Here is a 24,347-nt window from a genome sequence, read left to right as displayed (position 1 = left end):
CCTTTAATTATCCACGAAGTTCGTAAACTTCTGGTTGTTGTGCTTCATGTTTGTGCTCAGATCCAGCGTACACATGAAGTTTTTTACCCATTTTGCGTCCTAGGCTTCCTTTAGGCAGCATACCTTTTACAGCAAGCTCTAGCATTTGCTCAGGATATTTTGTACGCATTTCGTTAGCTGTACGAGATTTCAAACCACTTGGGTGATTAGAATGACGATAGTAAATCTTATCATTGATTTTGTTACCAGTTAGTTCGATTTCTCCTGCATTGATGATGATGACATGGTCACCAGTGTCAACGTGTGGTGTATACGTTGGTTTATTTTTACCGCGAAGGATCGCAGCAACTTCGCTTGCCAAACGGCCAAGTGTCTGCCCTGCAGCATCCACAACAAACCATTTGCGTTCCACGTTGTTTTCATTTGCCATGAAAGTTGTGCGCATATCGGTTTCCCTCCTGAATTGTTAGTTTCACATAGCTTCATTATTATTTATCTCAAATACGATTAGTTTCCGGGGCTAACCGTGGTCTAGAAATAAAATGCCATAGAATATAATATAACACTCTCTGTCCCAATGTCAAGTCTTCGCACACCAGGAATCGTTGTTTTTTAAAATTATTTCATGGGATCTTCGATGATTGCATATTTTACGGCTTAATTGCGCGAAAGCTATCGTGAATTGCATATATAGGCAGCTCAGCTCAGTAAAACCAGGATCAATAGTCTACATTCCATAAAAACAACCCATGAGGCGGTGCTGTTTTCCCAGCTGATTTCCGGTCTCCAGCTGCAAGCATCGTTTTAAGCTCATCAGGCGTTCGGTCACCAAGTCCTACTTCAAGAATCGTGCCTACTAGAATCCGTACCATATTATATAAAAAGCCGTTTCCTTTAAAAATAAAAACAAGTTCCGTCCCTTGCTGCTCAATCGCCGCTTTTCTAATGGTGCGGACTTTGCTCCCTTTCAAATCAGTTCGGGGGGAACAGAAAGAAGTAAAATCATGCTCTCCTTCTACCCACCTGCACGCCTCCCGCATAGATTCTATATCCAGTGGTTTTCTAATATGATACGTATAAAGCCGGCGAAACAAATTAGCTTCAGGGGAATTCCATACGTAATAACGGTATTCTTTCCCTTTTGCATCGTAACGGGCATGGAAATCTTCGGAAACCTGTTCTGCATTTGCGACACGAATATCGCTGGGAAGCATCGAACTTAATGCTCTTTTCCAATTAGAGGCAGGAATGTGTAAGTTCGTATCAAAGTGGATGACCTGACCGACTGCATGCACACCGGCATCGGTCCTACCTGACGCGATAACCTTAACTCTTTCACCCTTGTGCATTTGGGTCAGTGCGTTCTCAATTTTTGCCTGAATGGTCACACCGTTCGGCTGGACTTGATAACCGGCATAGGCTGTCCCATCGTATTCCACTCTGCATTTCAACCGCTGCATTTGGATCTCCTCCACCTAATTCCTTGTTAAAAATAAACCAATCACTACTAAAGCAAATAGAATATAAATATAATAGTCCGTTCGGCTAATTTGAAGTTCTCTCAGTTTCGTCCGACCTTCCCCGCCTTTATAGCCTCTTGCCTCCATCGCCATAGCAAGCTCCTCAGCGCGTTTGAAGGCGCTGACGAACAAAGGTACTAAAAGTGGAACAACAGCCTTTATACGGTCTTTAAATGATCCTGTGCGAAAGTCTACTCCTCTTGAAGCTTGAGCTTTTGAGATTTTTTCCGTTTCCTGCATGAGTGTTGGAATAAACCGAAGCGAAATTGACATCATAAGCGCCAGCTCATGAACCGGAAAGCGAATTTTTTTCAAAGGACCAAGCAGCTGCTCAATCGCATCGGTAATTTCAATTGGAGTTGTTGTCAAAGTAAGCAGTGACGTAACCATGATTAACAGAAAGAAACGTAATGAGATAGCCGCTCCCTGTATAAGAGCTCCTTCATAGAGCTCCCAGCCCAGGATTGTCGTAAGCACCTCACCTTCTTTCGTCACGATCAAATGAAGCAGGAACGTGAATGCAATAAGAAACCACACAGGTTTCAACCCTTTAATAATGTAACGAATCGGGATACGTGTAGCAATAGCACTCCCGATGGCAAAAAGAGTAAGTAAACCATAACTCAGAACAGAATTAGCAAAAAATACGATCACAACAAAAAAGAAGATCATGGCGATTTTCGAACGAGGATCCAGTCGATGAACAACGGAGTCCCCCGGAATATATTGACCAATAATCATTGAACTACTCATGATCGCGGCCACCCTTCACCATCTGAGCCAACTCCTTTGCTAACTCTGCTACTGACTGTTTATGAAAAGGAATTTTCATATTGAACTTTTCTTCTGCCTGATTTATGAAATGGATAATCTCCGGGACATCCAGCTGCACTTCACTCAGTTCCTGTTTCTTTTGAAGGATATCGGCAGGCGCTCCTTGCATGAAGACTTCCCCTTGATTCAAAATAATGACGTGATCTGCATAATCTAAGGCGTCCTCCATGCTATGTGTAACCAGCACGGTTGTCAGACCTTTCTCTTTATGGATTCGGGCAAACATATTCATAATTTCCCTCTGTCCACTTGGATCAAGTCCAGCTGTCGGTTCATCGAGAACTAGGACCTCTGGATTCATGGCCAGAACACCCGCTATTGCGACACGGCGCATTTGACCACCACTTAGGTCAAAAGGGGAACGATCTAGAATATCTTCAGGCAAATGAACAGATGTGACAGCCTCTCCCGTACGTCGTTTGATTTCTTCTTGTGGCACACCAAAGTTCATGGGACCAAATGCAATGTCCTTTTCGACATTTTCTTCAAACAATTGATGTTCAGGATATTGAAAGACTACACCAACCTTTTCACGTAACGATCTTAGTTGTTTGTTCTTCTCCCCAGCCTTAAGATGATATTCCCCAACTATGACTTCTCCTTCTGTTGGCTGAACAAGTCCATTTAAGTGTTGTATTAAGGTGGACTTACCAGAACCAGTATGACCAATTACAGCCACGAAAGCTCCAGATGGTATGTTAAAGGAGAGATTGTTTAATGCCCTGTGCTCAAATGGACTCTTCGGCTGATAGACATAGCTTACTTCTTGGAATGAAATGTCCATAGTTCCTCCAGCAACTCCTGGTGATTAAGTGGCTCACGGCTAAGGTCAACACCAGCAGATTTCAATTCATCCGCTAATTTCGTGACAAAGGGAGTATCTAAGCCAATTTCAGTTAATTGTTCTTTTTTCGCGAAAATCTCGCGAGGGGTCCCTTCTAACCAAACTTCTCCTTCATTCATGACAAGAACGCGTTCCGCTTGGACTACCTCATGTAAGTCATGAGTAATGGTAATTAAAGAAAGGTTCCTTTGCTCCTGTACATCGAGCATCGTAGTTAATATTTCCTTTCTACCCTGGGGGTCCAGCATGGCTGTAGCCTCATCTAAAATCATATATTTTGGCGAGACGGCTAGGACACTGGCAACTGCTACTCGTTGTTTCTGTCCGCCAGACAAACGATGCGGCTCCTGCCGTTCGTAACCGCTCATCCCAACAGCAGAAAGGCTTTCCTGGATACGCTCAATCATGAGGGGCCTTGGCATGCCATGATTCTCCATCCCGAAAGCAACATCATCGCGTACAGTAGTCCCAACAAACTGGTTGTCTGGATTTTGGAAAACCATTCCTACCTTTTTCCTCACACCCCAGACCGTCTCTGCTTCAACCTTTTGACCATCAACCATAATCTCTCCCTCTTGAGGGAAGAGCAAACCATTCATCAACTTGGCAATCGTTGATTTCCCTGATCCATTATGGCCTATAACCGCCACCCACTCATTCTCCGGGATGGTAAAGCTAACATTTTTTAACACCCAAGGCATATCCTCCTGGTAGCGAAAGGATACGTTTCTAAACTCAATCTGACTCACACTCACAAGGTTCCCCCCTCTGCTCGACAAATCTATTTCCCGGGAAATAGATTTCAACATTTCCTGATTCACATCGACAAGTTCTTTTCAACTGTAAAAACTGACTTCATAAGCAACAGGGGTCTTACCGATTGCTCAGAAAAAGAAAAATATAAAATAAAAAAAGGGCTGGAGTTAACCTCATACAAGAGATTCCACCCTGCCCTTTTGTGTCCATACAAATGGTTCACATTAAACTAGTTCAATGATTGCCATCTTAGCACCGTCACCTTTACGCTCGCCTAGCTTAAGCACGCGAGTGTATCCACCTTGGCGTTCCTCATAGCGTGGAGCGATATCAGAGAACAGCTTTTGCAGGGCTGTTTGATCTCCTTCTTCATTCGCATCAGCACGGTAAAGGAATGATTCAGCCTGACGACGGGCATGAAGATCTCCTCGTTTACCTAGTGTAATCATTTTTTCTACAACAGAACGAAGCTCTTTTGCTTTTGCTTCTGTTGTTTCAATACGTTCATGAATGATCAAGTCTGTCGCTAAGTTACGAAGAAGCGCCATACGTTGATCGGTAGTACGTCCTAACTTTCTAGCCATGGATTATCCCTCCCTTATCAGAATCTCTTAGATGTGATCGATCAATTAATCTTCTTTTCTCAAACCAAGTCCGAGCTCATTCAGCTTATGCTTCACTTCTTCAAGAGATTTACGGCCAAGGTTACGGACTTTCATCATGTCATCCTCAGACTTGTTCGCAAGCTCCTGAACAGTGTTAATACCTGCACGCTTCAGACAATTGTATGAACGTACGGAGAGGTCGAGTTCTTCAATCGTCATCTCTAGAACCTTTTCTTTTTGGTCCTCTTCTTTTTCAACCATAATTTCAGCTTTTTGAGCTTCATCAGTAAGGCCTACAAAGATATTTAGGTGTTCCATATAGATCTTGGCTCCGAGAGAGATTGCCTCTTCTGGGCGAATGCTTCCGTCAGTCCATACGTCTAACGTTAGTTTATCAAAGTTTGAAGTCTGACCAATACGAGTGTTTTCCACTTGGTATGTTACACGAGAAACGGGCGTAAAGATTGAGTCAACTGGAATCACGCCAATTGGTAAATCTTCGTGATTGTTCCCCTCAGCTGGGCGGTATCCTCTTCCGCGCTCAGCAGTAATACGAACACGCAAAGACGTCTGGCTGTCTAACGTCGCGATTTGAAGGTCTGGATTTAACACTTCTACATCGCTGTCATGCGTGATGTCCGCAGCGGTAACCTTCCCTTCGTTTTGAACATCAATCTCTAAAGTCTTCTCTTCATCAGAATAAATCTTTAAAGCTAGTTTCTTTAGATTCAAAATAACAGTTGTAACATCTTCAACGACACCTTCGATTGTTGAGAATTCATGGAGTACCCCATCAATTTGAACTGATGTTACAGCAGCGCCAGGAAGTGAGGATAGCAAGATACGACGCAAGGAGTTACCTAGTGTTGTACCATATCCACGTTCGAGCGGTTCGACGACGAATTTACCAAATGTGGAGTCTTCGCTGATCTCAACCGGTTCAATTTTTGGCTTTTCAATTTCGATCATTTAAACAAAACCCTCCTTCAAAACGTCGAAACCCCGGTTAGACAATTGGTCTAACCGAAATTCCTCAGGTAGGCAGTCCCATACAAGACAACTACTTATTTACTGTCTAATGCGGTGCTGATTAAAAGCTATCATAACCCATTATAGACAGGGTGACAAATTCTATTCAGAATTATTATACGCGACGACGTTTTGGCGGGCGGCAACCGTTATGCGGTACTGGAGTCACGTCACGAATCGCTGTGATCTCTAGTCCAACGGCTTGTAGTGAACGAATCGCTGCTTCACGACCAGCTCCTGGCCCTTTAACAGTCACTTCAATCGTCTTCATACCATTATCCATTGCATCTTTCGCTGCAGCTTCTGAAGCCATTTGAGCGGCAAATGGAGTAGATTTACGAGAACCTTTGAAGCCTAGTACACCAGCACTGCTCCAAGCGATTACGTTACCTTGCACGTCGGTGATCGATACGATCGTATTGTTAAAAGTAGAGCGAATGTGCGCCACACCACTCTCAATATTCTTTTTCACGCGACGCTTACGACTACGAGTATTTCCTTTACGTGCCATGTGGTTTAACCTCCTTCTTTGTTAATTATTTACGCTTATTCGCCACGGTACGACGTGGTCCTTTACGTGTACGAGAATTGTTCTTTGTTTTTTGTCCGCGAGCTGGAAGTCCGCGACGGTGGCGAATTCCGCGGTAGGAACCAATTTCAATTAGACGTTTGATGTTAAGAGAGTTTTCACGACGAAGATCACCCTCAACATTGTGATTATCAACTGCTGAACGAATCTTACCTAGTTCATCTTCTGTAAGATCACGGACACGAGTATCTTCAGAAACGCCTGCTTCAGCTAAAATTTCAGTAGCTAATGGTTTACCAACACCATAAATGTAAGTTAAAGATATGACTACCCGCTTATCGCGAGGAATATCTACACCTGCTATACGTGCCATTGGATACGTGCACCTCCTTCTTTAATTAACCTTGTTTTTGTTTGTGTTTAGGGTTTTCACAAATTACCATTACTTTACCCTTACGACGGATTACTTTGCATTTTTCGCAAATTGGTTTTACAGAAGGCCTTACCTTCATCATCCATACCTCCTTTTATAACGGAGCTTCATACTATTATTTATAACGGTACGTAATACGTCCTTTTGTCAAATCATATGGGGAAAGTTCCACCGTTACTTTGTCTCCTGGCAGGATTCGAATGAAGTGCATACGAATTTTACCAGAAACATGAGCTAAAACGGTATGTTCGTTTTCCAGCTCTACCTTAAATTGTGCATTCGGTAAAGTTTCAACGACAGTTCCTTCCACTTCAATTACATCGTCTTTCGCCATCGAGTTGATCTCCCTTCTTCAAATCAGTCACTTCTTCATTGACATATTTAGATACGGCAAATCGAAGCTTGCCATTTGTGACGCGACCAGTTTCCAGAAGGCTGTTTTGGACTTCTGGAGAGATAAAATCCATAAGCTCCACGTGTTGCAGATTCTTTTTCTTTGGTCGATCGTACTTACGTTTCTCTCCATCGGCAAGCAGCAAAAAGCGGCCATCCAGTATATTTATTATCACCGCATACTGTCCTGCCTCTCGTCCTTGCACAATGCGAACAACTTGACCTATTCGTGGACTCGACTCAGATTCATTCAAACACAATCACCTTCACTTAGGATTTAGTTAATACTTCGTAACCTTCTTCCGTAATCGCAATGGTGTGTTCGAAATGCGCACACATTTTACCATCTTGTGTCACTACCGTCCAACGGTCCGACAGGGTCTTCACATACCGGGACCCGGCATTAACCATTGGCTCTACAGCCAGAACCATTCCTGGTTTCAAGCGGGGACCTTTATTGGGCGGACCGTAATGAGGAATTTGAGGGTCCTCATGAAGATCTTGCCCAACACCATGGCCCACATATTCGCGTACAATCGAAAAACCTTCAGCTTCGACATAGCTTTGAATGGCATGGGATATATTAGAAAGGCGTTCACCAGGCTTCGCTTCATCAAGTCCCTTTAACAATGATGTCTCCGTTACTCTCAGCAAATCCTCTGTGTTTTCGTCCACGGTGCCGACAGGGTAAGTCCAAGCCGAGTCACCATGGTAGCCTTTATAGTTTGCACCAATATCGATACTAATGATATCACCCTCGTTTAAAACCCGGTCTCCCGGTATTCCATGGACGAGCTCTTCATTGACCGATGCACAAATACTACCACGGAATCCATTATAACCTTTAAAAGAAGGGATTGCATCCATACTGCGTATAAATTGATCTGCAATTTGATCCAATTCTCCAGTTGTTACACCGGGTCGGATACTTTTCTTCATTTCTTGGTGCGTTAAGGCAACAATTCTGCCTGCTTCACGCATAATTTCAATTTCCCGTGGTGTTTTGCAAATAATCATTTCACAAGGCCTCCGAGCTTTTTGTCAATGTCTTGGAAAACAAGGTCAATATCTCTATCACCATTGAAGCTCACTAAATATCCTTTATCCTGGTAGAAGTCTAAAAGAGGTTGTGATTGCTCCACATTTACTTCTAAACGTTTTTTCACGGTTTCAGGCTGGTCGTCTTCACGTTGAATTAACTCGGTATCATCGTGGTCGCACTTTCCTTCCACTTCAGGCGGGTTAAATACAACGTGGTAAGTTGCTCCACATGTCGGACAAACTCTTCGTCCAGTAAGGCGTTCAATGAGTTGGTCTTTGGGAACTTCAATATGAAGAACGTAATCAATAGATTCTTTCATATCTTTGAGCAAATTCTCCAATGCTTCTGCTTGAGCAATGGTTCTAGGAAAACCATCCAGCAAGAACCCATTTTGACAATCTGACTTACTTAGACGCTCACGAACGATCCCGATGGTTACTTCATCTGGGACTAACTCGCCATTGTCCATATACGATTTGGCCTCTTGGCCAAGTTTTGTTCCTTCTTTGATAGCTAAACGGAACATATCTCCAGTTGAGATATGAGGGATGTTATATTTTTCGACTATCTTCTCCGCCTGCGTACCTTTACCGGCACCAGGAAGACCCATCAGAATTAAATTCAACGTATTCCCTCCGTCTCATTTCATTATCTTGCTTAACTACTTAATAAAGCCTTGATAATGGCGTTTCACAAGCTGACTTTCAAGCTGCTTCATCATTTCAAGGGCAACCCCTACGACGATGAGCAGGCCAGTTCCTCCAATTTGTATAGTCGGTGGCAGTTCTGCAGCAGCACCTAGTATAATCGGAAGAATCGAAACAGCTGCTAGGAAAATAGAACCTACGAAGGTTAACCGGTACATAACCCTTGTCAGATAGGTCTCAGTATTTGCGCCAGGACGAATACCAGGGATATACCCACCTTGCTTCTTCAAATTCTCTGCCATTTGCTCTGGGTTTACCTGAACGAATGTATAGAAATAAGTGAAGGCAATAATTAACGCAACATAGATAATCATTCCAGGCCAGTTCTGATAATCAAATATATATTGAATGACAGAAGCCACTTCATTCCCTTCAAAGAAACCGGCAACGGTTCTTGGAGCGATAATAAATGAAATAGCGAAGATTACAGGAATAACCCCTGCAGCATTCACTTTAATCGGTAAGTGGGTGGAATGTCCACCAACCGGCGAACGGTTTACCAATTTTTTTGCATATTGGATTGGAATCTTACGAAGCGCTTGCTGGATAAAGATAACTCCAACAACTACGGCAACGATAACCAAAGCGATGATCGCAATAATTACAAGGTTCATGAACAACTGATCCCCAGCACCAGAGATATACTGGTCGTAAAGTTGATTCACACCTGTTGGAATCGCTGCAACAATCCCGGCAAAAATTAGAATGGATATCCCGTTTCCAACACCATGAGAAGTAATCTGTTCCCCTAGCCACATTAGGAACGCTGTTCCCCCTGTTAGTACAAGAGCAATGACAGCGTATGTTAAAACACTAGGATTATTAATCAATTGACCACCAGCAAGTGTGTTAAAACCGATCGACATTCCAATTGCTTGAACAAAAGCTAGAGCGATTGTTCCATAGCGGGTAAACTGAGCTAATTTTCGACGGCCTACATCACCTTGACTTTTCCATTCCGCAAACTTAGGGACTACATCCATTTGCAATAGCTGCATAATGATGGAGGCTGTGATGTACGGCATAATCCCCATAGCAAATATAGAGAAATTCTGTAGCGCACCGCCTCCAAATGTATTCAAGAATCCGAATGCATTCTGTTCATCCATGAAGTTAATGGCATCCTGATTTGTAAATGGTACAGGTATGAATGTACCCAGGCGAAAAACAATGAGCATCAATAAAGTGAAGATAATTTTCCGCCGAATATCACCCACGCGCATAAAATTGGAGATTGTCCGGAACATTAAATCACCTCAGTTTGACCGCCCGCTGCTTCGATAGCCTCTTTCGCTGAAGCAGAGAACTTATGAGCTTTCACTGTAAGTTTTTTCTCGATAGAACCTTTACCTAGAACTTTGATGCCAGCTTTTTGCTTGCTGACTACACCAGTTTCAAGTAGAAGTTCAGGAGTAACCTCGGTGCCTTCTTCAAAACGGTTAAGAGCATCAAGATTAATAATCGCAAAATCCTTACGGTGAATGTTCGTAAATCCGCGCTTAGGTAGACGTTGGAACAACGGCATTTGACCACCTTCAAAACCTGGGCGTGTTTTGCTGCCAGAGCGTTGTCCTTGGCCTTTATGGCCACGACCGGATGTTTTTCCGTTACCGGAAGCCATTCCACGTCCAACACGGTTTCGTTCTTTACGAGATCCAGCTGCTGGTTTCAATTCATGCAGTTTCATGCGAGCACCTCCTTATTTATTAATTCTTAGCTTATACTTCTTTAATCGATACAAGGTGAGATACCTTATTAGCCATACCTCGGATCGCTGGGTTATCTTCAATTACGACAGATTGACGGATTTTGTTTAGACCTAGCGCTTTAACAGTTGCGCGTTGATCTTCAGGTCTGCCAATAACACTGCGCGTGAGGGTAATTTCTAACTTTTTAGCCATTTTATTTCCCTCCTTATCCTACAGTTCTTCTACGGACTTCCCACGAAGTCGAGCAACGTCTTCTGCGCGCTTAAGCTCGCCAAGTCCACTTAGAGTAGCACGCACCATGTTAATAGGTGTGTTAGAGCCAAGTGACTTAGAAAGGATGTCTTGAACACCTGCAAGCTCAAGAACCGCACGTACAGGACCACCTGCGATAACTCCGGTACCTTCTGCTGCCGGCTTCATAAGAATGCTGCCTGCACCAAATTGTCCTGTGATTTCGTGTGGGATCGTCGTATCTTTTATTGGTACTGAAATAAGATTCTTTTTCGCATCATCAATAGCTTTCTTAATCGCATCTGGTACCTCTTGCGCTTTACCAGTACCAAATCCTACATGACCATTTTTATCTCCTACAACAACCAATGCAGCAAAACGGAAGCGACGGCCACCTTTAACTACTTTTGCAACACGGTTTATCGTTACTACGCGTTCTTCTAGATCTAGTTTACTAGGGTCAATGTTTGTTAGCATTTATGTCCCTCCTTTAACGATTAAAATTCCAGGCCGGCTTCGCGAGCCGCGTCTGCTAGAGCTTTTACACGTCCATGATACAAGTAACCGCCACGGTCGAACACAACGACTTTATACCCGTTGTCTTTGGCACGTTTAGCTACTAATTCACCGACTTTTTCAGCTGCTTCAGTATTTCCAGTGTTATCAAGACCGAAGTCTTTTTCAACAGTAGAAGCACTTGCTAGTGTAACTTGGTTCGTATCATCGATTAGCTGTGCATAGATGTGTTTGTTAGAGCGGTAAACGTTCAAGCGTGGACGCTCTGCAGTACCAGCAACAGTAGTACGAACACGGGCATGACGCTTCTTACGTACGGCATTTTTATCAGCCTTCGTGATCATCTGGGTCACTCCTTTCTATTCCTTACCTTTGCACCTTATTTAGCTGTTTTACCTTCTTTTCTGCGAACACGTTCGTTTTCATAACGAATTCCTTTACCTTTATAAGGCTCTGGAGGACGAATAGCACGAATCTTTGCAGCAACAGCGCCGACAAGTTCTTTGTCAATTCCTTTAATAGTCAGCTTCGTGTTGGATGGCACATCGATTTCGATTCCTTCACGCTTCTCAACTTCTACAGGGTGAGAATAACCAGCGTTAATAACAACTGTATCTCCCTGTTTCTGAGCACGGTAACCTACACCGATAATTTCAAGGCTTTTCTCGTATCCTTTAGATACTCCCTCAACCATGTTTCCGATCAGACTGCGGGTTGTACCGTGAAGAGCACGATGTTCTTTATGATCGCTTGGGCGAGCTACTGTAAGAACGTTATCTTCAATCTTCACCGTAATATCTTCGTGGAAAGTACGAGTTAATTCACCTTTTGGCCCTTTAACTGTGATTGTATTATTATCCTGAATGATTTCTACACCTTCAGGGATTTCTAATGATTTTAATCCTACGCGAGACATTCATTTGCACCTCCTGTCTTATCTAATTCGATTACCAAACATATGCTAGAACTTCGCCGCCAATGGCTTGTTCACGAGCTTCTTTGTCAGTTAATACACCTTTTGAAGTAGAAACAACGGCAACGCCAAGTCCGTTTAGAACTTTTGGTAGTTCTTCGGCTTTAGCATAAACACGTAGTCCTGGTTTACTGATACGCTTCACACCAGTGATAACACGCTCTTCATTTTGGCCGTACTTAAGGAATATGCGCAGGACACCTTGTTTGCTATCCTCTACAAATTCATAATCACGTACAAAACCTTCACGTTTTAGGATATCAGCAATTTCTTTTTTCACTTTAGAAGCTGGTAGTTCAAGCTTCTCGTGACGAACCATATTCGCGTTGCGAATACGCGTAAGCATATCTGCAATTGGATCTGTCATAGTCATAACTCATATACCTCCTTCCCTATATCGGGTTTACCAGCTGGCTTTTTTGACACCAGGGATTTGTCCTTTGTATGCAAGTTCACGGAAACAAATACGGCAAAGCTTAAATTTACGAAGTACGGAATGAGGACGTCCGCAACGTTCGCAGCGGGTATATTCACGTACTTGGTACTTTTGTTTGCGCTGCTGCTTCGCGACCATTGATTTTTTAGCCACAATTTTCCCTCCTTAAAGTTAGCTCATTATTTCTTGAACGGCATACCGAATTGAGCTAATAGTTCACGTGATTCTTCGTCAGTGTCAGCCGTTGTGACGATTACGATATCCATGCCACGCACTTTATCTACTTTGTCATAATTAATTTCTGGGAAAATCAGCTGCTCTTTAACCCCTAGTGTATAGTTTCCACGTCCGTCAAAAGCTTTCTTTGAGATTCCGCGGAAGTCACGCACACGTGGTAAAGAAACAGATACTAGCTTTTGGAAGAATTCATACATACGCTCTCCGCGAAGAGTTACTTTCGCACCAATTGGCATACCTTCACGCAAACGGAAACCTGCAATAGATTTCTTAGCTTTTGTGATCATTGGCTTTTGGCCAGAGATTAATGATAATTCTTCTACAGCTGAATCAAGTGCTTTCGCATTCTGTACTGCATCCCCAACACCCATATTAATGACAATTTTTTCGATTTTAGGTGCTTGCATAATAGAGTCGTAATTAAACTTGCTCATCATAGATGGCACAATTTCTTCTTGATATTTTTTCTTGAATTGGTTCATCAAGTGGCCCTCCTTTCGTCACTGGATTATTTATCTAAAGCTTCACCAGATTTTTTCGCGATACGAACTTTTTTTCCGTTCTCAACTTTATAACCAACACGTGTTGGTTCGCCGGATTTAGGATCAATCGGCATTACGTTGGAAACGTGAATTGGCGCTTCCTGAGTAAGAATCCCACCCTGTGGGTTATCTTGGGAAGGTTTAGCGTGTTTCTTAACCTCGTTTACACCTTCAACAAGAACACGGTCTTTCTTCGGGTATGCTTCAAGGATTGAACCTTGTTTGCCTTTATCCTTACCGGAAATTACCATAACTTTGTCACCTTTTTTCACGTGCATGCTTCGCGCACCTCCTTAACAAGGCATTTCAAATCAGAGTTTTTACAATACTTCTGGAGCTAATGATACGATCTTCATGAATTTTGCGTCACGAAGTTCACGAGCTACTGGACCAAAGATACGTGTTCCGCGTGGTCCTTTATCATCACGTACGATTACTGCTGCGTTTTCATCGAAACGAATGTAAGAACCATCTTTACGGCGCATTCCGCTCTTTGAACGCACAATAACGGCTTTTACAACTTCACCTTTTTTAACAACGCCTCCTGGTGTTGCCTGTTTCACAGTAGCGGTAATAATATCACCGATGTTAGCAGTCTTACGCCCTGATCCACCCAATACTTTAATCGTCTGGATTTCACGAGCACCAGAGTTGTCGGCTACTTTCAAACGAGTCTCCTGTTGAATCATACACTGTAACCTCCCTTCGGAATCCTTCCGAGCGAACTATATTAGATAATAACAGACTCTTCTACGACTTCTACAAGACGGAAACGCTTTGTCGCTGATAGCGGTCGTGTTTCCATAATGCGTACAACGTCACCGTTTTTAGCTTGATTGTTTTCGTCATGAGTCTTGAATTTTTTAGAATACTTTACGCGTTTGCCATAAAGTTTGTGGAACTTATATGTCTCAACTAGAACAGTAATGGTTTTATCCATTTTGTCTGATACTACACGTCCAGTGTAAACTTTACGATTGTTACGTTCACTCATGTGAGGGTGACCTCCTCTCATTTATTAATTATTTACGCCTAGCTCACGTTCGCGAGCAACAGTTTTCATTCGCGCGATTGACTTGCGAACTTCGCGAATACGCGCAGTGTTCTCAAGTTGACCTGTTGCCAGCTGGAAACGCAGGTTAAAAAGTTCTTCTTTTAAAGACTTAACTTTTTGTTCAATTTCGGCAGTGGTTAATTCACGGATTTCATTAGCCTTCATTGATTTCACCACCAATTTCTTCACGTTTTACAAATTTAGTGCGGATCGGCAGTTTGTGTGAAGCAAGACGCAACGCTTCGCGCGCAACTTCTTCTGATACACCCGCAATTTCAAACAAGATTTTCCCTGGCTTAACTACAGCTACGAAGCCTTCTGGAGCACCTTTACCGGAACCCATTCGTACTTCTAGGGGTTTAGCAGTATAAGGCTTATCCGGGAAGATTTTAATCCATACTTTACCGCCACGCTTCATGTAACGAGTCATTGCGATACGCGCTGCCTCGATTTGACGGGCTGTGATCCATGCAGGATCGATTGCTTGCAAACCATATTCACCGAAATCTACTGAAGTGCCGCCTTTCGCACGACCTCTTAAGCTAGCACGGTGTTGACGACGATATTTAACACGTTTAGGCATTAACATAATGCTTTTCCCCCTTCCTTAGTTGTTGTTTTTAGTTGGAAGGATTTCTCCACGATAGATCCACACTTTAACACCAAGTTTACCGTATGTGGTGTCAGCTTCAGCAGTTCCATAATCGATATCTGCACGAAGTGTGTGAAGTGGTACTGTTCCTTCACTGTAATATTCAGCACGAGCGATATCCGCACCGCCTAGGCGGCCAGATACTTGTGTACGAATACCTTTAGCTCCTGCACGCATAGCGCGTTGGATTGTTTGTTTTTGAGCACGACGGAAAGATACACGGTTTTCCAGTTGACGTGCAATGTTGTCAGCTACAAGAGTAGCATTTAAATCAGGTTTCTTCACCTCAATAATATTGATGTGAACACGTTTACCAGTAAGGTTATTTAGCGATTTACGAAGTGCTTCAACTTCAGAACCGCCTTTACCGATAACCATACCTGGCTTACCAGTATGAATGGTAATGTTTACACGATTCGCTGCACGTTCAATTTCAATTGTAGATACGGCAGCATCTTTGAGACGTTGTTCAATATATTCACGAACTTTAATATCTTCATGCAACAAGTCAGCATAGTCTTTGCCAGCGTACCACTTAGACTCCCAGTCACGGATAACGCCAATACGAAGACCTACCGGATTAACTTTTTGGCCCACTGATTATCCCTCCTTCTTTTCTGATACAACCACTGTAATATGGCTGGTACGTTTGTTGATTTGGCTTGCACGTCCCATCGCACGAGGGCGGAAACGTTTAAGAGTTACACCTTCATTTACAAACGCTTCGGAAACATATAAATTGTCCGGGTCCATTTCATAATTGTGTTCAGCATTTGCAATCGCAGACTTAAGTACTTTCTCCACAACTGGAGACGCACCACGCTGTGTTAGACGTAATGTTGCGATCGCTTCACCTACGTTTTTTCCTCGAATCAAATCGATAACTAAACGAGCTTTACGAGGAGCAATACGAACGGTTTTAGCAACTGCTTTAGCTTGCATTAGAGTAGCCTCCTCTCTCCATTAGCGTTTTGTTTTCTTATCGTCGCCTGAATGTCCCTTAAACGTACGGGAAGGCGCGAATTCACCAAGCTTATGACCAACCATGTCTTCCGTCACGTAAACTGGTACGTGTTTGCGTCCGTCATAAACTGCAATTGTGTGTCCAACAAAGTTTGGGAAGATTGTAGAACGACGTGACCACGTCTTCACCACCTGGTGTTTGCTATCTTCGTTCAACTTCTCAACTTTTTTCATTAAATGATCATCTACAAAAGGTCCCTTTTTTAGGCTGCGGCCCATGCATAAACCTCCCTTCGTGATTGAGAGACGGGTGTTATCGCCCGTCGTTCAACCCCGTTTATTTTTTACCTCTTCTACGAACGATATATTTATCTGATGGCTTGTTACGCTTACGTGTCTTGTAACCAAGAGTTGGCTGACCCCATGGAGACACTGGAGATGGTCTTCCGATAGGCGCGCGTCCTTCACCACCACCGTGAGGGTGATCACTAGGGTTCATAACAGAACCACGTACAGTTGGGCGCTTGCCTTTCCAGCGGGAACGTCCAGCTTTACCAACGCTGATTAGTTCATGCTCAAGGTTTCCAACTTGACCGATGGTTGCACGACAAGTGCTTAGTACTAGACGAACTTCACCTGAAGCCAAACGTACAAGTGTATATTTTTCTTCACGACCAAGGATTTGTGCTGAAGCACCTGCAGAGCGAACAAGCTGTCCCCCGCGTCCCGGTTTAAGTTCTACGTTGTGCACCACTGTACCTACCGGAATATCTTTAAGACGAAGTGCATTACCTGCTTTGATATCAGCACCTTCACCAGAAATGATTTCTTGACCTACTTTTATTCCTTTAGGAGCTAGAATGTAGCGTTTTTCTCCATCAACGTAGTTAATTAATGCAATGTTAGCGGAACGGTTTGGATCGTATTCGACCGTAGCAACGCGTCCAGGTATTCCATCTTTGTCACGCTTAAAGTCGATGATACGGTAATGACGCTTGTGACCTCCGCCTTGATGACGAACTGTCAGCCTGCCCTGGTTATTACGGCCACCGCGTTTGTGCAATGGTGTCAATAGGGAGCGTTCAGGTTTGTCAGTTGTGATTTCAGCGAAATCTGATACTGACATGTGTCGACGACCGTTAGTAATTGGTCGGAACTTTTTAATCGCCATCTTATTTCCCTCCTTCACTTAGTGAATTTATAGTTTATACTTCAAAGAATTCGAGTTCTTCACTGTCTTCAGTTAGTGTAACAACTGCTTTCTTACGATCAGAACGGTATCCACCGTAACGACCCATACGCTTGAATTTACCTTTAAGGTTCGCAGTGTTTACACGAGCAACCTTAACTCCGAAAATCTCTTCAACAGCTGTCTTGATTTCCGTTTTGTTTGCTTTCGTGCTCACTTCAAACGTGTACTTCTTTTCTCCCATAAGGTCAGCAGAATGTTCAGTAATGACAGGGCGTTTTACGATATCGCGTGGTTCTTTCATTATGAGAGCACCTCCCCTGCTTTTTCAGCTGCTTCCTTCGTTAGGATAAGCTTGTCATGCGTTAGTAAATCTAACACACTTACTTCATCAAACGTTAATGTCTTCACTGCAGGAAGATTATTAGATGATAGAACAGCATTTTCATTTAGGTCAGCTGTAACAATCAATGCCTTTTCATTAACGTCCAACGCTTTAAGCATGTTGACTACTTCTTTCGTTTTAGGCGCATCAAAAGAAAGGTCTTCAAGTACAACAATATTATTTTCTTGTACTTTAGAAGAATAAGCAGACTTCAATGCTAAACGACGCATTTTTCTTGGCATTTTGTAGCTATAGCTACGTGGAGTCGGACCAAATACAGTTCCGCCGCCTACCCACTGTGGTGAACGAGTTGACCCTTGACGCGCACGTCCGGTACCTTTTTGGCGCCATGGTTTACGACCGCCGCCACTAACTTCAGAACGGTTTTTAACTTTATGTGTCCCCTGACGCAAAGAAGCGCGCTGTGACACAACAGCTTCATGTAAAACATGAGTGTTAGGTTCAATTCCAAAAACAGCATCACTAAGTTCGATATCTCCAACTTGAGAGCCGCTTTGGCTTAATAGTGCTACTTTAGGCATGACATATCCTCCCTTCCTTTAATTATTTGCTAGCCTTTACTGCACTTGTAACTTTGACGTAAGATTTTTTCGGTCCAGGAACATTCCCTTTAATAAGTAGCAGATTACGCTCAGCGTCCACTTTCACTACTTCAAGGTTTTGAAGAGTTACTGTATCTCCACCCATTTGTCCTGCAATGCCTCTACCTTTGAAGACTTTAGATGGGTCAGCACCTTGCCCCATTGAACCAGAACGACGGTGAAAACGGGAACCGTGGCTCATTGGGCCGCGGGATTGGTTATGACGCTTGATCGCGCCTTGGAACCCTTTCCCTTTAGAAGTTCCTGTTACATCGATTACTTCTCCTGATTCGAAAATATCAACTTTAACCTCTTGACCAAGTTCGTAGTCATCAAGGTTAGAATTACGGAATTCACGAATGTAGCGCTTAGGTGTTGAGTTTGCTTTTTCAGCGTGACCTTGGTCAGCTTTCTTCAAACGGTTTGACTTTTGATCAGCGAAACCTAGCTGCAACGCTTCATAGCCATCATTTTCAATTGTCTTCTTCTGAAGAACAACGTTTGGCTCAGCCTGTACAACTGTTACTGGAATCAACTCTCCGCCTTCTGAAAAGATTTGAGTCATGCCGATCTTGCGTCCTAAGATTCCTTTCGTCATCCGTTCCACCTCCTATTGTTACTTGTTTTTTATTTATAGTTTAATTTCAATATCCACACCTGAAGGCAGATCAAGACGCATTAGCGAATCTACTGTTTGCGGTGTCGGATTAACAATGTCGATTAGACGTTTGTGTGTACGCATTTCGAACTGTTCACGAGCATCTTTATACTTGTGAGTCGCACGAAGTACAGTATAGATAGATTTTTCTGTTGGAAGCGGGATTGGACCTGAAACATTTGCTCCAGAGCGCTTCGCAGTATCTACGATTTTCTCAGCGGATTGATCAAGCACACGGTGATCATACGCTTTTAAACGAATACGAATTTTTTCTTTTGCCATTATTTTCCCTCCTTCTTCGCCCATTTTTTAAAATAGACATTCTCCGCGAAAATTCCTTGATGTTACCCGCCATGGCAAAGGGGCCGGGTGTATCAACAACCTTTCGCTTCATCGCCTTTTATGACCAACATTATTCATTATATAGAAGAAACGCGGTCAATGCAAGAGTGTTTTCATAAAAAAGTTATGATAAGCACCTCAAGATATTATACATACATTCCATTCATAATTCAACCCACTGTTTAAATAGAAATAACTATAGTACTTTTTTATAATGAGGCAAACTTTTATCTAATAGTTTTGAACAGGAATATAAAACCAAAAAACCAGGTAACGACCAAAGGCCGTTACCTGGTTAAGTAGTCATTTATTACTTAGTAATTTTAGAAACAACACCAGAACCTACAGTACGTCCACCTTCACGGATTGAGAATCTAGTTCCATCTTCAATCGCGATTGGAGAGATAAGCTCAACTGTCATTTCAATGTTATCGCCAGGCATTACCATTTCAACGCCTTCTGGAAGTTGAATAACGCCAGTTACATCAGTTGTACGGAAGTAGAACTGAGGGCGGTAGTTTGAGAAGAATGGAGTGTGACGTCCACCTTCATCTTTTGATAGTACATAAACTTCAGCTTGGAAGTTAGTGTGTGGTGTAATAGAACCAGGCTTAGCTAGTACTTGACCACGGTTGATATCTTCACGGTTAACCCCACGAAGAAGTGCACCAATGTTGTCGCCAGCTTCAGCATAATCAAGAAGCTTACGGAACATTTCTACACCAGTGATCGTAGTTTTACGAGCTTCTTCAGCCATACCGATGATTTCGATTTCGTCACCGACTTTAACTTGACCACGCTCAACACGACCAGTTGCAACTGTACCACGGCCAGTGATTGAGAATACGTCCTCAACTGGCATCATGAATGGTTTGTCAGTGTCACGGTCTGGAGTTGGGATGAATGCATCAACTTGCTCCATAAGGTCAAAGATAGCTTGTTCGTACTTCTCGTCGCCTTCAAGTGCTTTAAGAGCAGAACCACTTACAACTGGTGTTTCGTCACCATCGAAGTCATACTCAGAAAGAAGGTCGCGAACTTCCATTTCAACTAGTTCAAGAAGCTCTTCGTCGTCTACCATGTCTGTTTTGTTAAGGAATACAACAATCGCTGGTACACCAACGTTTTTAGAAAGCAGGATGTGCTCACGAGTTTGTGGCATTGGGCCATCAGCTGCTGATACAACTAGGATAGCTCCATCCATTTGTGCAGCACCAGTGATCATGTTTTTAACATAGTCAGCGTGACCTGGGCAGTCAACGTGTGCATAGTGGCGACTTTCAGTTTCATACTCTACGTGTGCAGTGGAGATTGTGATTCCACGCTCACGCTCTTCTGGAGCACCATCGATCATATCGTAAGCCATTGCAGAGCCTTCACCGGATTTCTTGTGAAGTACAGTAGTGATTGCTGCAGTTAATGTAGTTTTACCATGGTCAACGTGTCCAATTGTACCAATGTTTACGTGGGATTTGGACCGGTCGAATTTTTCTTTACCCATTGTATATTTCCTCCTTTAAATAAATAACTTAGTTATTTTTGAAATTATTTTTATGATGAAGCAATAGGAAGAATTTATCTTCCTATGCTTACATTACAAGTTATACTTCAACTTAGAAAAAAAATCAATTACTCACCAGCATTTTTCTTAATGATTTCCTCAGATATACTCTTCGGAACTTCTTCATAATGATCAAAGTGCATAGTGTACGTTCCACGCCCTTGTGTGTTTGAACGAAGTGATGTTGCATAGCCAAACATTTCGGATAGTGGCACGAATGATTTAACAACCTGAGCAGTACCGCGGGTTTCCATGCCTTCAACACGTCCGCGACGGGAAGTTACATCACCCATGATATCACCCATGTATTCTTCAGGAATAACGATTTCAACTTTCATCATTGGTTCCAGAAGAACTGGTTTACATTTGTTTTTGGCTTCTTTAAGTGCCATTGAAGCGGCTACTTTAAAGGCCATCTCATTGGAGTCAACATCATGGTAGGACCCATCATAAAGGGTAGCTTTGATGTCAACCATTGGGTAACCGGCAAGTACACCGTTCTCCATAGAATCTCTAATCCCAGCTTCTACAGAAGGAATGTATTCACGCGGTACAACACCACCAACGATTTTGTTTACGAATTCGTATCCAGCGCCTTCTTCGTTTGGCTCAAATTTAACCCAAACGTGACCGAACTGTCCACGTCCACCTGACTGACGTACGAACTTACCTTCAACTTCCGCGCTTCCACGGAATGTTTCACGGTAAGCAACCTGTGGAGCACCAATATTCGCATCAACCTTAAACTCACGACGTAAACGGTCAACGATGATGTCAAGGTGAAGTTCACCCATACCACCAATAATGGTTTGACCAGTCTCCACGTTAGTTTCAGTACGGAATGTTGGATCTTCCTCGGCAAGTTTACCAAGTGCTATGGACATTTTGTCTTGGTCGGCCTTGGATTTAGGCTCAATCGCAACATCGATAACCGGCTCAGGGAATTCCATGGACTCAAGAATTACTAAACTCTTTTCATCACATATTGTATCACCTGTACCAGTATCTTTAAGTCCTACCGCACCTGCGATATCCCCAGCATATACAGTAGAGATCTCTTCACGAGAGTTTGCGTGCATTTGCAGGATACGTCCTACACGCTCACGCTTATCTTTTGTAGAGTTCTTAACATATGAGCCTGAGTCAAGGGTGCCTGAGTACACTCGGAAGAATGTAAGTTTACCAACGTAAGGGTCTGTGGCGACCTTAAAGGCCAATGCAGAGAATGGCTCTTTGTCGTCAGCCTTACGTACAACCTGTTCTTCCGTTTGTGGTACGTGACCTTCAATCGGAGGTACATCTAATGGTGATGGAAGATAATCAATAACTCCATCAATTAGAAGCTGAACACCCTTGTTTTTGAAAGCTGAACCACAGAAAACCGGATAGAAATCTACACTTAGAGTTGCTGTACGGATAGCCGCCTTAAGTTCATCAGTAGTGATTTCTTCTCCTTCTAAGTACTTCATCATCAAGTCTTCATCAAGTTCAGCAACAGATTCAACTAGTTTGCTGTGGTACTCTTCAGCTTGTTCTTTGTACTCATCAGGAATTTCGCGAGCTTCCGCACGCGTTCCAAGGTCATCCATGTAATAGTATGCTTCCATGTGTACTAAGTCGATGATTCCTTCGAAATCATCTTCAGCACCAATTGGAAGTTGCACAGCAGCAGCATTTGCTCCCAGGCGATCTTTCAATGTACCCAGGGAATAAATGAAATCTGCCCCGATTTTGTCCATTTTGTTTACAAATACAATACGCGGAACACCGTATGTGGTGGCCTGACGCCATACTGTTTCAGTTTGTGGTTCAACACCAGACTGAGCATCAAGTACGGCTACAGATCCATCAAGTACACGCAGAGACCGTTCAACTTCAACTGTGAAGTCTACGTGCCCCGGTGTATCGATGATGTTAATACGGTGGTCTTTCCACTGAGCAGTTGTTGCTGCGGAGGTAATTGTGATCCCGCGCTCTTGTTCCTGCTCCATCCAGTCCATTTGTGAAGCCCCTTCGTGAGTTTCACCAATTTTATGGATACGTCCTGTATAGAAAAGAATACGCTCGGTAGCCGTTGTTTTACCGGCATCAATGTGAGCCATAATCCCGATGTTACGTGTCTTTTCCAAGGAGAACTCTCTAGGCATGATTCTTTCTCCTTCCTCAATGAAAATTTATTCCGCAGATGATTACCAACGGTAGTGAGCGAATGCTTTGTTTGCTTCCGCCATTTTGTGCATATCTTCGCGGCGCTTAACTGCAGCACCGGTATTGTTAGCAGCATCTAGAATTTCATTAGCTAGGCGCTCTTCCATCGTTTTCTCTCCGCGTAGACGCGCATAGTTCACGATGAAGCGTAACCCTAGTGCTTGACGACGCTCTGGGCGTACCTCAACAGGTACTTGGTAGTTAGAACCCCCAACACGACGAGCACGTACTTCAAGTACTGGCATTACATTTTTCATAGCTTGTTCAAATGTTTCCATAGCTTCATTCCCACTACGTTCTTGAACAAGTTCAAATGATTTATAAAGAATCTTCTGAGCCTTACCGCGCTGACCATTGACCATAATTTGGTTGATCAAACGGGTTACTAGCTTAGAGTTATACATTGGATCTGGTAACACATCACGTTTAGCTACTGGACCTTTACGTGGCATATGTTCCCCTCCTTTCTTATACAGTTAGTGAACGACACAGTTTGTGCGTTTTACTTATTTTTTAGGTCTTTTCGTACCATATTTGGAACGGCCTTGCATACGACCATCAACGCTTGCAGTGTCTAGTGCACCACGTACGATGTGATAACGCACACCAGGTAAGTCCTTAACACGTCCGCCACGGATAAGAACAACACTGTGCTCTTGCAGGTTGTGGCCGATACCAGGAATGTAGGCGTTAACCTCTAGCTGGTTAGTTAGACGAACACGTGCATATTTACGAAGTGCAGAGTTCGGTTTCTTAGGTGTCATCGTACCTACACGAGTGCACACACCACGTTTTTGTGGAGAAGACTGATCGGTCATACGCTTCTTATAGCTGTTGTAGCCTTTGTTCAAAGCAGGTGAGTCAGACTTCTTACCTTTGCTTACGCGTCCTTTACGTACTAATTGGTTAATTGTTGGCATTATAAGTGTCCTCCCTTCTTCTATTCTTAATACCACACATCCAGGTGGTTCATAAAAAGGCAAAAAACAAAGCTTTCGCGTTTAACCGCCAAAACTTTATTGCTTTATCGCCACAGTAGCAGCCCCTACATCAATGCCGCACGCATTGCCTAACTCCTCCATCGAATCTACACTCGTATGAGGGATGTTCAATTGTGCAGCTAGTTTGGCTACTTTCATTGTCATAAACTGATCAGCATCCTCAGCTGTAATGACGTGATTCACTTCGCCATTTTTCATAGCTTTAAGTGTTTGCTTGGTCCCAATGACTATATCAGATTTAGCCTTTGCTACTTTTTCATAAGACATCTTCATATCCTCCAAAGTAACAAGGATAAACGGAAGCACCTTGATTATATTATCACTACCTAAAATTCATGTCAACTGCATTTTAAATAGTTTTTGTAGAAGGTGCTCCCTTAATGTTCATCCTGTGTT

The 24,347-nt window shown here is 43.1% G+C and carries 40 protein-coding genes and 1 pseudogene; all 41 read right to left on the bottom strand.

The window, feature by feature from the left end; translation table 11 throughout:
* Window positions 1–7: 7 nt before the first annotated feature.
* Window positions 8–445, bottom strand: a complete 438-nt coding sequence (rplM, locus tag P9989_RS01035; RefSeq protein ID WP_079525190.1) for a 50S ribosomal protein L13 — start codon at window positions 443–445, stop codon at window positions 8–10.
* Window positions 446–719: 274 nt separating this feature from the next.
* On the bottom strand, window positions 720–1,460 hold the full coding sequence (truA, locus tag P9989_RS01030) for a tRNA pseudouridine(38-40) synthase TruA (protein ID WP_283077007.1): 741 nt from the start codon (window positions 1,458–1,460) through the stop codon (window positions 720–722).
* 15 nt (window positions 1,461–1,475) lie between these two features.
* Window positions 1,476–2,273 carry an energy-coupling factor transporter transmembrane component T family protein gene (locus P9989_RS01025; protein WP_283077006.1) on the bottom strand — a complete coding sequence of 266 codons (798 nt, stop codon included), beginning with the start codon at window positions 2,271–2,273 and terminating at the stop codon, window positions 1,476–1,478.
* Window positions 2,266–3,138, bottom strand: coding sequence for an energy-coupling factor ABC transporter ATP-binding protein (locus P9989_RS01020; RefSeq protein WP_283077005.1), 873 nt, complete (start codon window positions 3,136–3,138; stop codon window positions 2,266–2,268). The genes P9989_RS01025 and P9989_RS01020 overlap by 8 nt, the downstream gene beginning before the upstream one ends.
* On the bottom strand, window positions 3,114–3,953 hold the full coding sequence (locus tag P9989_RS01015) for an energy-coupling factor ABC transporter ATP-binding protein (protein ID WP_283077004.1): 840 nt from the start codon (window positions 3,951–3,953) through the stop codon (window positions 3,114–3,116). Before P9989_RS01015 ends, P9989_RS01020 begins: the two co-directional genes overlap by 25 nt.
* Before the next feature lie 225 nt (window positions 3,954–4,178).
* The gene (gene rplQ / locus P9989_RS01010; protein WP_283077003.1) at window positions 4,179–4,538 is read right to left on the bottom strand and encodes a 50S ribosomal protein L17; all 360 of its coding nucleotides are present in this window, start codon (window positions 4,536–4,538) and stop codon (window positions 4,179–4,181) included.
* Window positions 4,539–4,583: 45 nt separating this feature from the next.
* Window positions 4,584–5,528 carry a DNA-directed RNA polymerase subunit alpha gene (locus tag P9989_RS01005; RefSeq protein WP_283077002.1) on the bottom strand — a complete coding sequence of 315 codons (945 nt, stop codon included), beginning with the start codon at window positions 5,526–5,528 and terminating at the stop codon, window positions 4,584–4,586.
* 175 nt (window positions 5,529–5,703) lie between these two features.
* A complete protein-coding gene (gene rpsK / locus P9989_RS01000) occupies window positions 5,704–6,099 on the bottom strand; it encodes a 30S ribosomal protein S11 (protein ID WP_079525176.1) in 396 nt (131 codons plus the stop codon).
* Between the two features lie 25 nt (window positions 6,100–6,124).
* Window positions 6,125–6,490, bottom strand: a complete 366-nt coding sequence (gene rpsM, locus P9989_RS00995; protein WP_283077001.1) for a 30S ribosomal protein S13 — start codon at window positions 6,488–6,490, stop codon at window positions 6,125–6,127.
* Between the two features lie 25 nt (window positions 6,491–6,515).
* Window positions 6,516–6,629 carry a 50S ribosomal protein L36 gene (gene rpmJ, locus P9989_RS00990; protein ID WP_003156543.1) on the bottom strand — a complete coding sequence of 38 codons (114 nt, stop codon included), beginning with the start codon at window positions 6,627–6,629 and terminating at the stop codon, window positions 6,516–6,518.
* 36 nt (window positions 6,630–6,665) lie between these two features.
* Window positions 6,666–6,884, bottom strand: a complete 219-nt coding sequence (infA, locus tag P9989_RS00985) for a translation initiation factor IF-1 (protein ID WP_079525173.1) — start codon at window positions 6,882–6,884, stop codon at window positions 6,666–6,668.
* Window positions 6,862–7,197: a KOW domain-containing RNA-binding protein gene (locus P9989_RS00980; protein WP_283077000.1), complete on the bottom strand. Its 336-nt coding sequence runs from the start codon at window positions 7,195–7,197 to the stop codon at window positions 6,862–6,864. The genes infA and P9989_RS00980 overlap by 23 nt, the downstream gene beginning before the upstream one ends.
* Before the next feature lie 16 nt (window positions 7,198–7,213).
* The gene (map, locus tag P9989_RS00975; RefSeq protein ID WP_283076999.1) at window positions 7,214–7,960 is read right to left on the bottom strand and encodes a type I methionyl aminopeptidase; all 747 of its coding nucleotides are present in this window, start codon (window positions 7,958–7,960) and stop codon (window positions 7,214–7,216) included.
* Entirely contained in the window at window positions 7,957–8,610 is a 654-nt protein-coding gene (locus tag P9989_RS00970; protein ID WP_283076998.1) for an adenylate kinase, read from the bottom strand. The genes map and P9989_RS00970 overlap by 4 nt, the downstream gene beginning before the upstream one ends.
* Before the next feature lie 36 nt (window positions 8,611–8,646).
* Entirely contained in the window at window positions 8,647–9,939 is a 1,293-nt protein-coding gene (gene secY, locus P9989_RS00965) for a preprotein translocase subunit SecY (protein WP_283076997.1), read from the bottom strand.
* Window positions 9,939–10,379 (bottom strand): 50S ribosomal protein L15, encoded by a 441-nt coding sequence (gene rplO, locus P9989_RS00960; RefSeq protein ID WP_283076996.1) that lies wholly within the window; start codon window positions 10,377–10,379, stop codon window positions 9,939–9,941. Before rplO ends, secY begins: the two co-directional genes overlap by 1 nt.
* 31 nt (window positions 10,380–10,410) lie before the next feature.
* A complete protein-coding gene (gene rpmD, locus P9989_RS00955; protein ID WP_079525161.1) occupies window positions 10,411–10,593 on the bottom strand; it encodes a 50S ribosomal protein L30 in 183 nt (60 codons plus the stop codon).
* Window positions 10,594–10,611: 18 nt separating this feature from the next.
* A complete protein-coding gene (gene rpsE, locus P9989_RS00950; RefSeq protein ID WP_079525159.1) occupies window positions 10,612–11,109 on the bottom strand; it encodes a 30S ribosomal protein S5 in 498 nt (165 codons plus the stop codon).
* A 20-nt stretch (window positions 11,110–11,129) separates the two neighbouring features.
* Window positions 11,130–11,492 (bottom strand): 50S ribosomal protein L18, encoded by a 363-nt coding sequence (rplR, locus tag P9989_RS00945; protein ID WP_283076995.1) that lies wholly within the window; start codon window positions 11,490–11,492, stop codon window positions 11,130–11,132.
* A 35-nt stretch (window positions 11,493–11,527) separates the two neighbouring features.
* Window positions 11,528–12,064, bottom strand: coding sequence for a 50S ribosomal protein L6 (rplF, locus tag P9989_RS00940; RefSeq protein ID WP_283076994.1), 537 nt, complete (start codon window positions 12,062–12,064; stop codon window positions 11,528–11,530).
* A gap of 31 nt (window positions 12,065–12,095) precedes the next feature.
* Entirely contained in the window at window positions 12,096–12,494 is a 399-nt protein-coding gene (rpsH, locus tag P9989_RS00935) for a 30S ribosomal protein S8 (protein WP_204710840.1), read from the bottom strand.
* A gap of 30 nt (window positions 12,495–12,524) precedes the next feature.
* On the bottom strand, window positions 12,525–12,710 hold the full coding sequence (locus P9989_RS00930) for a type Z 30S ribosomal protein S14 (protein ID WP_035511674.1): 186 nt from the start codon (window positions 12,708–12,710) through the stop codon (window positions 12,525–12,527).
* A gap of 26 nt (window positions 12,711–12,736) precedes the next feature.
* The gene (rplE, locus tag P9989_RS00925; RefSeq protein ID WP_283076993.1) at window positions 12,737–13,276 is read right to left on the bottom strand and encodes a 50S ribosomal protein L5; all 540 of its coding nucleotides are present in this window, start codon (window positions 13,274–13,276) and stop codon (window positions 12,737–12,739) included.
* A 26-nt stretch (window positions 13,277–13,302) separates the two neighbouring features.
* Window positions 13,303–13,614 (bottom strand): 50S ribosomal protein L24, encoded by a 312-nt coding sequence (rplX, locus tag P9989_RS00920; protein ID WP_079525150.1) that lies wholly within the window; start codon window positions 13,612–13,614, stop codon window positions 13,303–13,305.
* 42 nt (window positions 13,615–13,656) lie between these two features.
* Window positions 13,657–14,025 (bottom strand): 50S ribosomal protein L14, encoded by a 369-nt coding sequence (rplN, locus tag P9989_RS00915; protein WP_188379106.1) that lies wholly within the window; start codon window positions 14,023–14,025, stop codon window positions 13,657–13,659.
* Between the two features lie 41 nt (window positions 14,026–14,066).
* Window positions 14,067–14,330: a 30S ribosomal protein S17 gene (gene rpsQ, locus P9989_RS00910; protein WP_283076992.1), complete on the bottom strand. Its 264-nt coding sequence runs from the start codon at window positions 14,328–14,330 to the stop codon at window positions 14,067–14,069.
* 24 nt (window positions 14,331–14,354) lie between these two features.
* The gene (gene rpmC / locus P9989_RS00905) at window positions 14,355–14,555 is read right to left on the bottom strand and encodes a 50S ribosomal protein L29 (RefSeq protein ID WP_008636054.1); all 201 of its coding nucleotides are present in this window, start codon (window positions 14,553–14,555) and stop codon (window positions 14,355–14,357) included.
* Entirely contained in the window at window positions 14,545–14,979 is a 435-nt protein-coding gene (rplP, locus tag P9989_RS00900; RefSeq protein ID WP_079525143.1) for a 50S ribosomal protein L16, read from the bottom strand. The genes rpmC and rplP overlap by 11 nt, the downstream gene beginning before the upstream one ends.
* A pseudogene (gene rpsC, locus P9989_RS00895) lies at window positions 14,973–15,639 on the bottom strand (30S ribosomal protein S3). Before rpsC ends, rplP begins: the two are co-directional and overlap by 7 nt.
* A 3-nt stretch (window positions 15,640–15,642) precedes the next feature.
* On the bottom strand, window positions 15,643–15,984 hold the full coding sequence (gene rplV, locus P9989_RS00890) for a 50S ribosomal protein L22 (protein ID WP_283076990.1): 342 nt from the start codon (window positions 15,982–15,984) through the stop codon (window positions 15,643–15,645).
* A gap of 21 nt (window positions 15,985–16,005) precedes the next feature.
* Window positions 16,006–16,284, bottom strand: coding sequence for a 30S ribosomal protein S19 (gene rpsS, locus P9989_RS00885; protein ID WP_079525137.1), 279 nt, complete (start codon window positions 16,282–16,284; stop codon window positions 16,006–16,008).
* Window positions 16,285–16,342: 58 nt separating this feature from the next.
* Window positions 16,343–17,176 carry a 50S ribosomal protein L2 gene (gene rplB, locus P9989_RS00880; protein ID WP_283076989.1) on the bottom strand — a complete coding sequence of 278 codons (834 nt, stop codon included), beginning with the start codon at window positions 17,174–17,176 and terminating at the stop codon, window positions 16,343–16,345.
* Window positions 17,177–17,210: 34 nt separating this feature from the next.
* On the bottom strand, window positions 17,211–17,498 hold the full coding sequence (rplW, locus tag P9989_RS00875; protein ID WP_079525133.1) for a 50S ribosomal protein L23: 288 nt from the start codon (window positions 17,496–17,498) through the stop codon (window positions 17,211–17,213).
* Window positions 17,498–18,121 (bottom strand): 50S ribosomal protein L4, encoded by a 624-nt coding sequence (rplD, locus tag P9989_RS00870; protein ID WP_283076988.1) that lies wholly within the window; start codon window positions 18,119–18,121, stop codon window positions 17,498–17,500. The genes rplW and rplD overlap by 1 nt, the downstream gene beginning before the upstream one ends.
* 22 nt (window positions 18,122–18,143) lie before the next feature.
* A complete protein-coding gene (rplC, locus tag P9989_RS00865) occupies window positions 18,144–18,779 on the bottom strand; it encodes a 50S ribosomal protein L3 (RefSeq protein WP_283076987.1) in 636 nt (211 codons plus the stop codon).
* A gap of 33 nt (window positions 18,780–18,812) precedes the next feature.
* Window positions 18,813–19,121: a 30S ribosomal protein S10 gene (gene rpsJ / locus P9989_RS00860; protein ID WP_079525128.1), complete on the bottom strand. Its 309-nt coding sequence runs from the start codon at window positions 19,119–19,121 to the stop codon at window positions 18,813–18,815.
* Window positions 19,122–19,491: 370 nt separating this feature from the next.
* Window positions 19,492–20,682, bottom strand: a complete 1,191-nt coding sequence (gene tuf, locus P9989_RS00855) for an elongation factor Tu (protein WP_283076986.1) — start codon at window positions 20,680–20,682, stop codon at window positions 19,492–19,494.
* A 128-nt stretch (window positions 20,683–20,810) separates the two neighbouring features.
* Entirely contained in the window at window positions 20,811–22,889 is a 2,079-nt protein-coding gene (gene fusA / locus P9989_RS00850; RefSeq protein WP_283076985.1) for an elongation factor G, read from the bottom strand.
* A 42-nt stretch (window positions 22,890–22,931) separates the two neighbouring features.
* On the bottom strand, window positions 22,932–23,402 hold the full coding sequence (rpsG, locus tag P9989_RS00845; protein ID WP_079525120.1) for a 30S ribosomal protein S7: 471 nt from the start codon (window positions 23,400–23,402) through the stop codon (window positions 22,932–22,934).
* A 54-nt stretch (window positions 23,403–23,456) separates the two neighbouring features.
* Window positions 23,457–23,870: a 30S ribosomal protein S12 gene (gene rpsL, locus P9989_RS00840; protein WP_283076984.1), complete on the bottom strand. Its 414-nt coding sequence runs from the start codon at window positions 23,868–23,870 to the stop codon at window positions 23,457–23,459.
* Between the two features lie 96 nt (window positions 23,871–23,966).
* Window positions 23,967–24,218 carry a 50S ribosomal protein L7ae-like protein gene (locus tag P9989_RS00835; RefSeq protein ID WP_283076983.1) on the bottom strand — a complete coding sequence of 84 codons (252 nt, stop codon included), beginning with the start codon at window positions 24,216–24,218 and terminating at the stop codon, window positions 23,967–23,969.
* Window positions 24,219–24,347 lie beyond the last annotated feature (129 nt).

This window comes from Halobacillus naozhouensis, assembly GCF_029714185.1.
In the GTDB taxonomy this organism is placed as follows: domain Bacteria; phylum Bacillota; class Bacilli; order Bacillales; family Halobacillaceae; genus Halobacillus_A; species Halobacillus_A naozhouensis.
The sequence above is the reverse complement of the archived record's forward strand: the minus strand, read 5'-3'. Positions and strand labels throughout refer to the sequence as shown.

What these genes read in the sequence shown, in the direction of transcription:
- rplF (WP_283076994.1), bottom strand. Translation starts at nt 12,064, where the DNA reads ATGTCTCGCGTAGGATTAAAATCATTAGAAATCCCTGAAGGTGTAGAA.
- rpsH (WP_204710840.1), bottom strand. Translation starts at nt 12,494, where the DNA reads ATGACTATGACAGATCCAATTGCAGATATGCTTACGCGTATTCGCAAC.
- infA (WP_079525173.1), bottom strand. Translation starts at nt 6,884, where the DNA reads ATGGCGAAAGACGATGTAATTGAAGTGGAAGGAACTGTCGTTGAAACT.
- P9989_RS01005 (WP_283077002.1), bottom strand. Translation starts at nt 5,528, where the DNA reads ATGATCGAAATTGAAAAGCCAAAAATTGAACCGGTTGAGATCAGCGAA.
- rpmD (WP_079525161.1), bottom strand. Translation starts at nt 10,593, where the DNA reads ATGGCTAAAAAGTTAGAAATTACCCTCACGCGCAGTGTTATTGGCAGA.
- rpsQ (WP_283076992.1), bottom strand. Translation starts at nt 14,330, where the DNA reads ATGAGTGAACGTAACAATCGTAAAGTTTACACTGGACGTGTAGTATCA.
- tuf (WP_283076986.1), bottom strand. Translation starts at nt 20,682, where the DNA reads ATGGGTAAAGAAAAATTCGACCGGTCCAAATCCCACGTAAACATTGGT.
- secY (WP_283076997.1), bottom strand. Translation starts at nt 9,939, where the DNA reads ATGTTCCGGACAATCTCCAATTTTATGCGCGTGGGTGATATTCGGCGG.
- rplP (WP_079525143.1), bottom strand. Translation starts at nt 14,979, where the DNA reads ATGTTAATGCCTAAACGTGTTAAATATCGTCGTCAACACCGTGCTAGC.
- P9989_RS00835 (WP_283076983.1), bottom strand. Translation starts at nt 24,218, where the DNA reads ATGTCTTATGAAAAAGTAGCAAAGGCTAAATCTGATATAGTCATTGGG.
- rplD (WP_283076988.1), bottom strand. Translation starts at nt 18,121, where the DNA reads ATGCCTAAAGTAGCACTATTAAGCCAAAGCGGCTCTCAAGTTGGAGAT.
- rpsJ (WP_079525128.1), bottom strand. Translation starts at nt 19,121, where the DNA reads ATGGCAAAAGAAAAAATTCGTATTCGTTTAAAAGCGTATGATCACCGT.
- rplM (WP_079525190.1), bottom strand. Translation starts at nt 445, where the DNA reads ATGCGCACAACTTTCATGGCAAATGAAAACAACGTGGAACGCAAATGG.
- truA (WP_283077007.1), bottom strand. Translation starts at nt 1,460, where the DNA reads ATGCAGCGGTTGAAATGCAGAGTGGAATACGATGGGACAGCCTATGCC.
- rpmJ (WP_003156543.1), bottom strand. Translation starts at nt 6,629, where the DNA reads ATGAAGGTAAGGCCTTCTGTAAAACCAATTTGCGAAAAATGCAAAGTA.
- rpmC (WP_008636054.1), bottom strand. Translation starts at nt 14,555, where the DNA reads ATGAAGGCTAATGAAATCCGTGAATTAACCACTGCCGAAATTGAACAA.
- rplO (WP_283076996.1), bottom strand. Translation starts at nt 10,379, where the DNA reads ATGAAACTGCATGAATTGAAACCAGCAGCTGGATCTCGTAAAGAACGA.
- rplN (WP_188379106.1), bottom strand. Translation starts at nt 14,025, where the DNA reads ATGATTCAACAGGAGACTCGTTTGAAAGTAGCCGACAACTCTGGTGCT.
- rpsK (WP_079525176.1), bottom strand. Translation starts at nt 6,099, where the DNA reads ATGGCACGTAAAGGAAATACTCGTAGTCGTAAGCGTCGCGTGAAAAAG.
- rplE (WP_283076993.1), bottom strand. Translation starts at nt 13,276, where the DNA reads ATGAACCAATTCAAGAAAAAATATCAAGAAGAAATTGTGCCATCTATG.
- rpsM (WP_283077001.1), bottom strand. Translation starts at nt 6,490, where the DNA reads ATGGCACGTATAGCAGGTGTAGATATTCCTCGCGATAAGCGGGTAGTC.
- rpsL (WP_283076984.1), bottom strand. Translation starts at nt 23,870, where the DNA reads ATGCCAACAATTAACCAATTAGTACGTAAAGGACGCGTAAGCAAAGGT.
- rplR (WP_283076995.1), bottom strand. Translation starts at nt 11,492, where the DNA reads ATGATCACGAAGGCTGATAAAAATGCCGTACGTAAGAAGCGTCATGCC.
- rplV (WP_283076990.1), bottom strand. Translation starts at nt 15,984, where the DNA reads ATGCAAGCTAAAGCAGTTGCTAAAACCGTTCGTATTGCTCCTCGTAAA.
- rplX (WP_079525150.1), bottom strand. Translation starts at nt 13,614, where the DNA reads ATGCACGTGAAAAAAGGTGACAAAGTTATGGTAATTTCCGGTAAGGAT.
- P9989_RS01025 (WP_283077006.1), bottom strand. Translation starts at nt 2,273, where the DNA reads ATGAGTAGTTCAATGATTATTGGTCAATATATTCCGGGGGACTCCGTT.
- fusA (WP_283076985.1), bottom strand. Translation starts at nt 22,889, where the DNA reads ATGCCTAGAGAGTTCTCCTTGGAAAAGACACGTAACATCGGGATTATG.
- P9989_RS01020 (WP_283077005.1), bottom strand. Translation starts at nt 3,138, where the DNA reads ATGGACATTTCATTCCAAGAAGTAAGCTATGTCTATCAGCCGAAGAGT.
- rplC (WP_283076987.1), bottom strand. Translation starts at nt 18,779, where the DNA reads ATGACGAAAGGAATCTTAGGACGCAAGATCGGCATGACTCAAATCTTT.
- map (WP_283076999.1), bottom strand. Translation starts at nt 7,960, where the DNA reads ATGATTATTTGCAAAACACCACGGGAAATTGAAATTATGCGTGAAGCA.
- rplQ (WP_283077003.1), bottom strand. Translation starts at nt 4,538, where the DNA reads ATGGCTAGAAAGTTAGGACGTACTACCGATCAACGTATGGCGCTTCTT.
- rpsS (WP_079525137.1), bottom strand. Translation starts at nt 16,284, where the DNA reads ATGGGCCGCAGCCTAAAAAAGGGACCTTTTGTAGATGATCATTTAATG.
- rpsG (WP_079525120.1), bottom strand. Translation starts at nt 23,402, where the DNA reads ATGCCACGTAAAGGTCCAGTAGCTAAACGTGATGTGTTACCAGATCCA.
- rplW (WP_079525133.1), bottom strand. Translation starts at nt 17,498, where the DNA reads ATGAAAGAACCACGCGATATCGTAAAACGCCCTGTCATTACTGAACAT.
- rpsE (WP_079525159.1), bottom strand. Translation starts at nt 11,109, where the DNA reads ATGCTAACAAACATTGACCCTAGTAAACTAGATCTAGAAGAACGCGTA.
- rplB (WP_283076989.1), bottom strand. Translation starts at nt 17,176, where the DNA reads ATGGCGATTAAAAAGTTCCGACCAATTACTAACGGTCGTCGACACATG.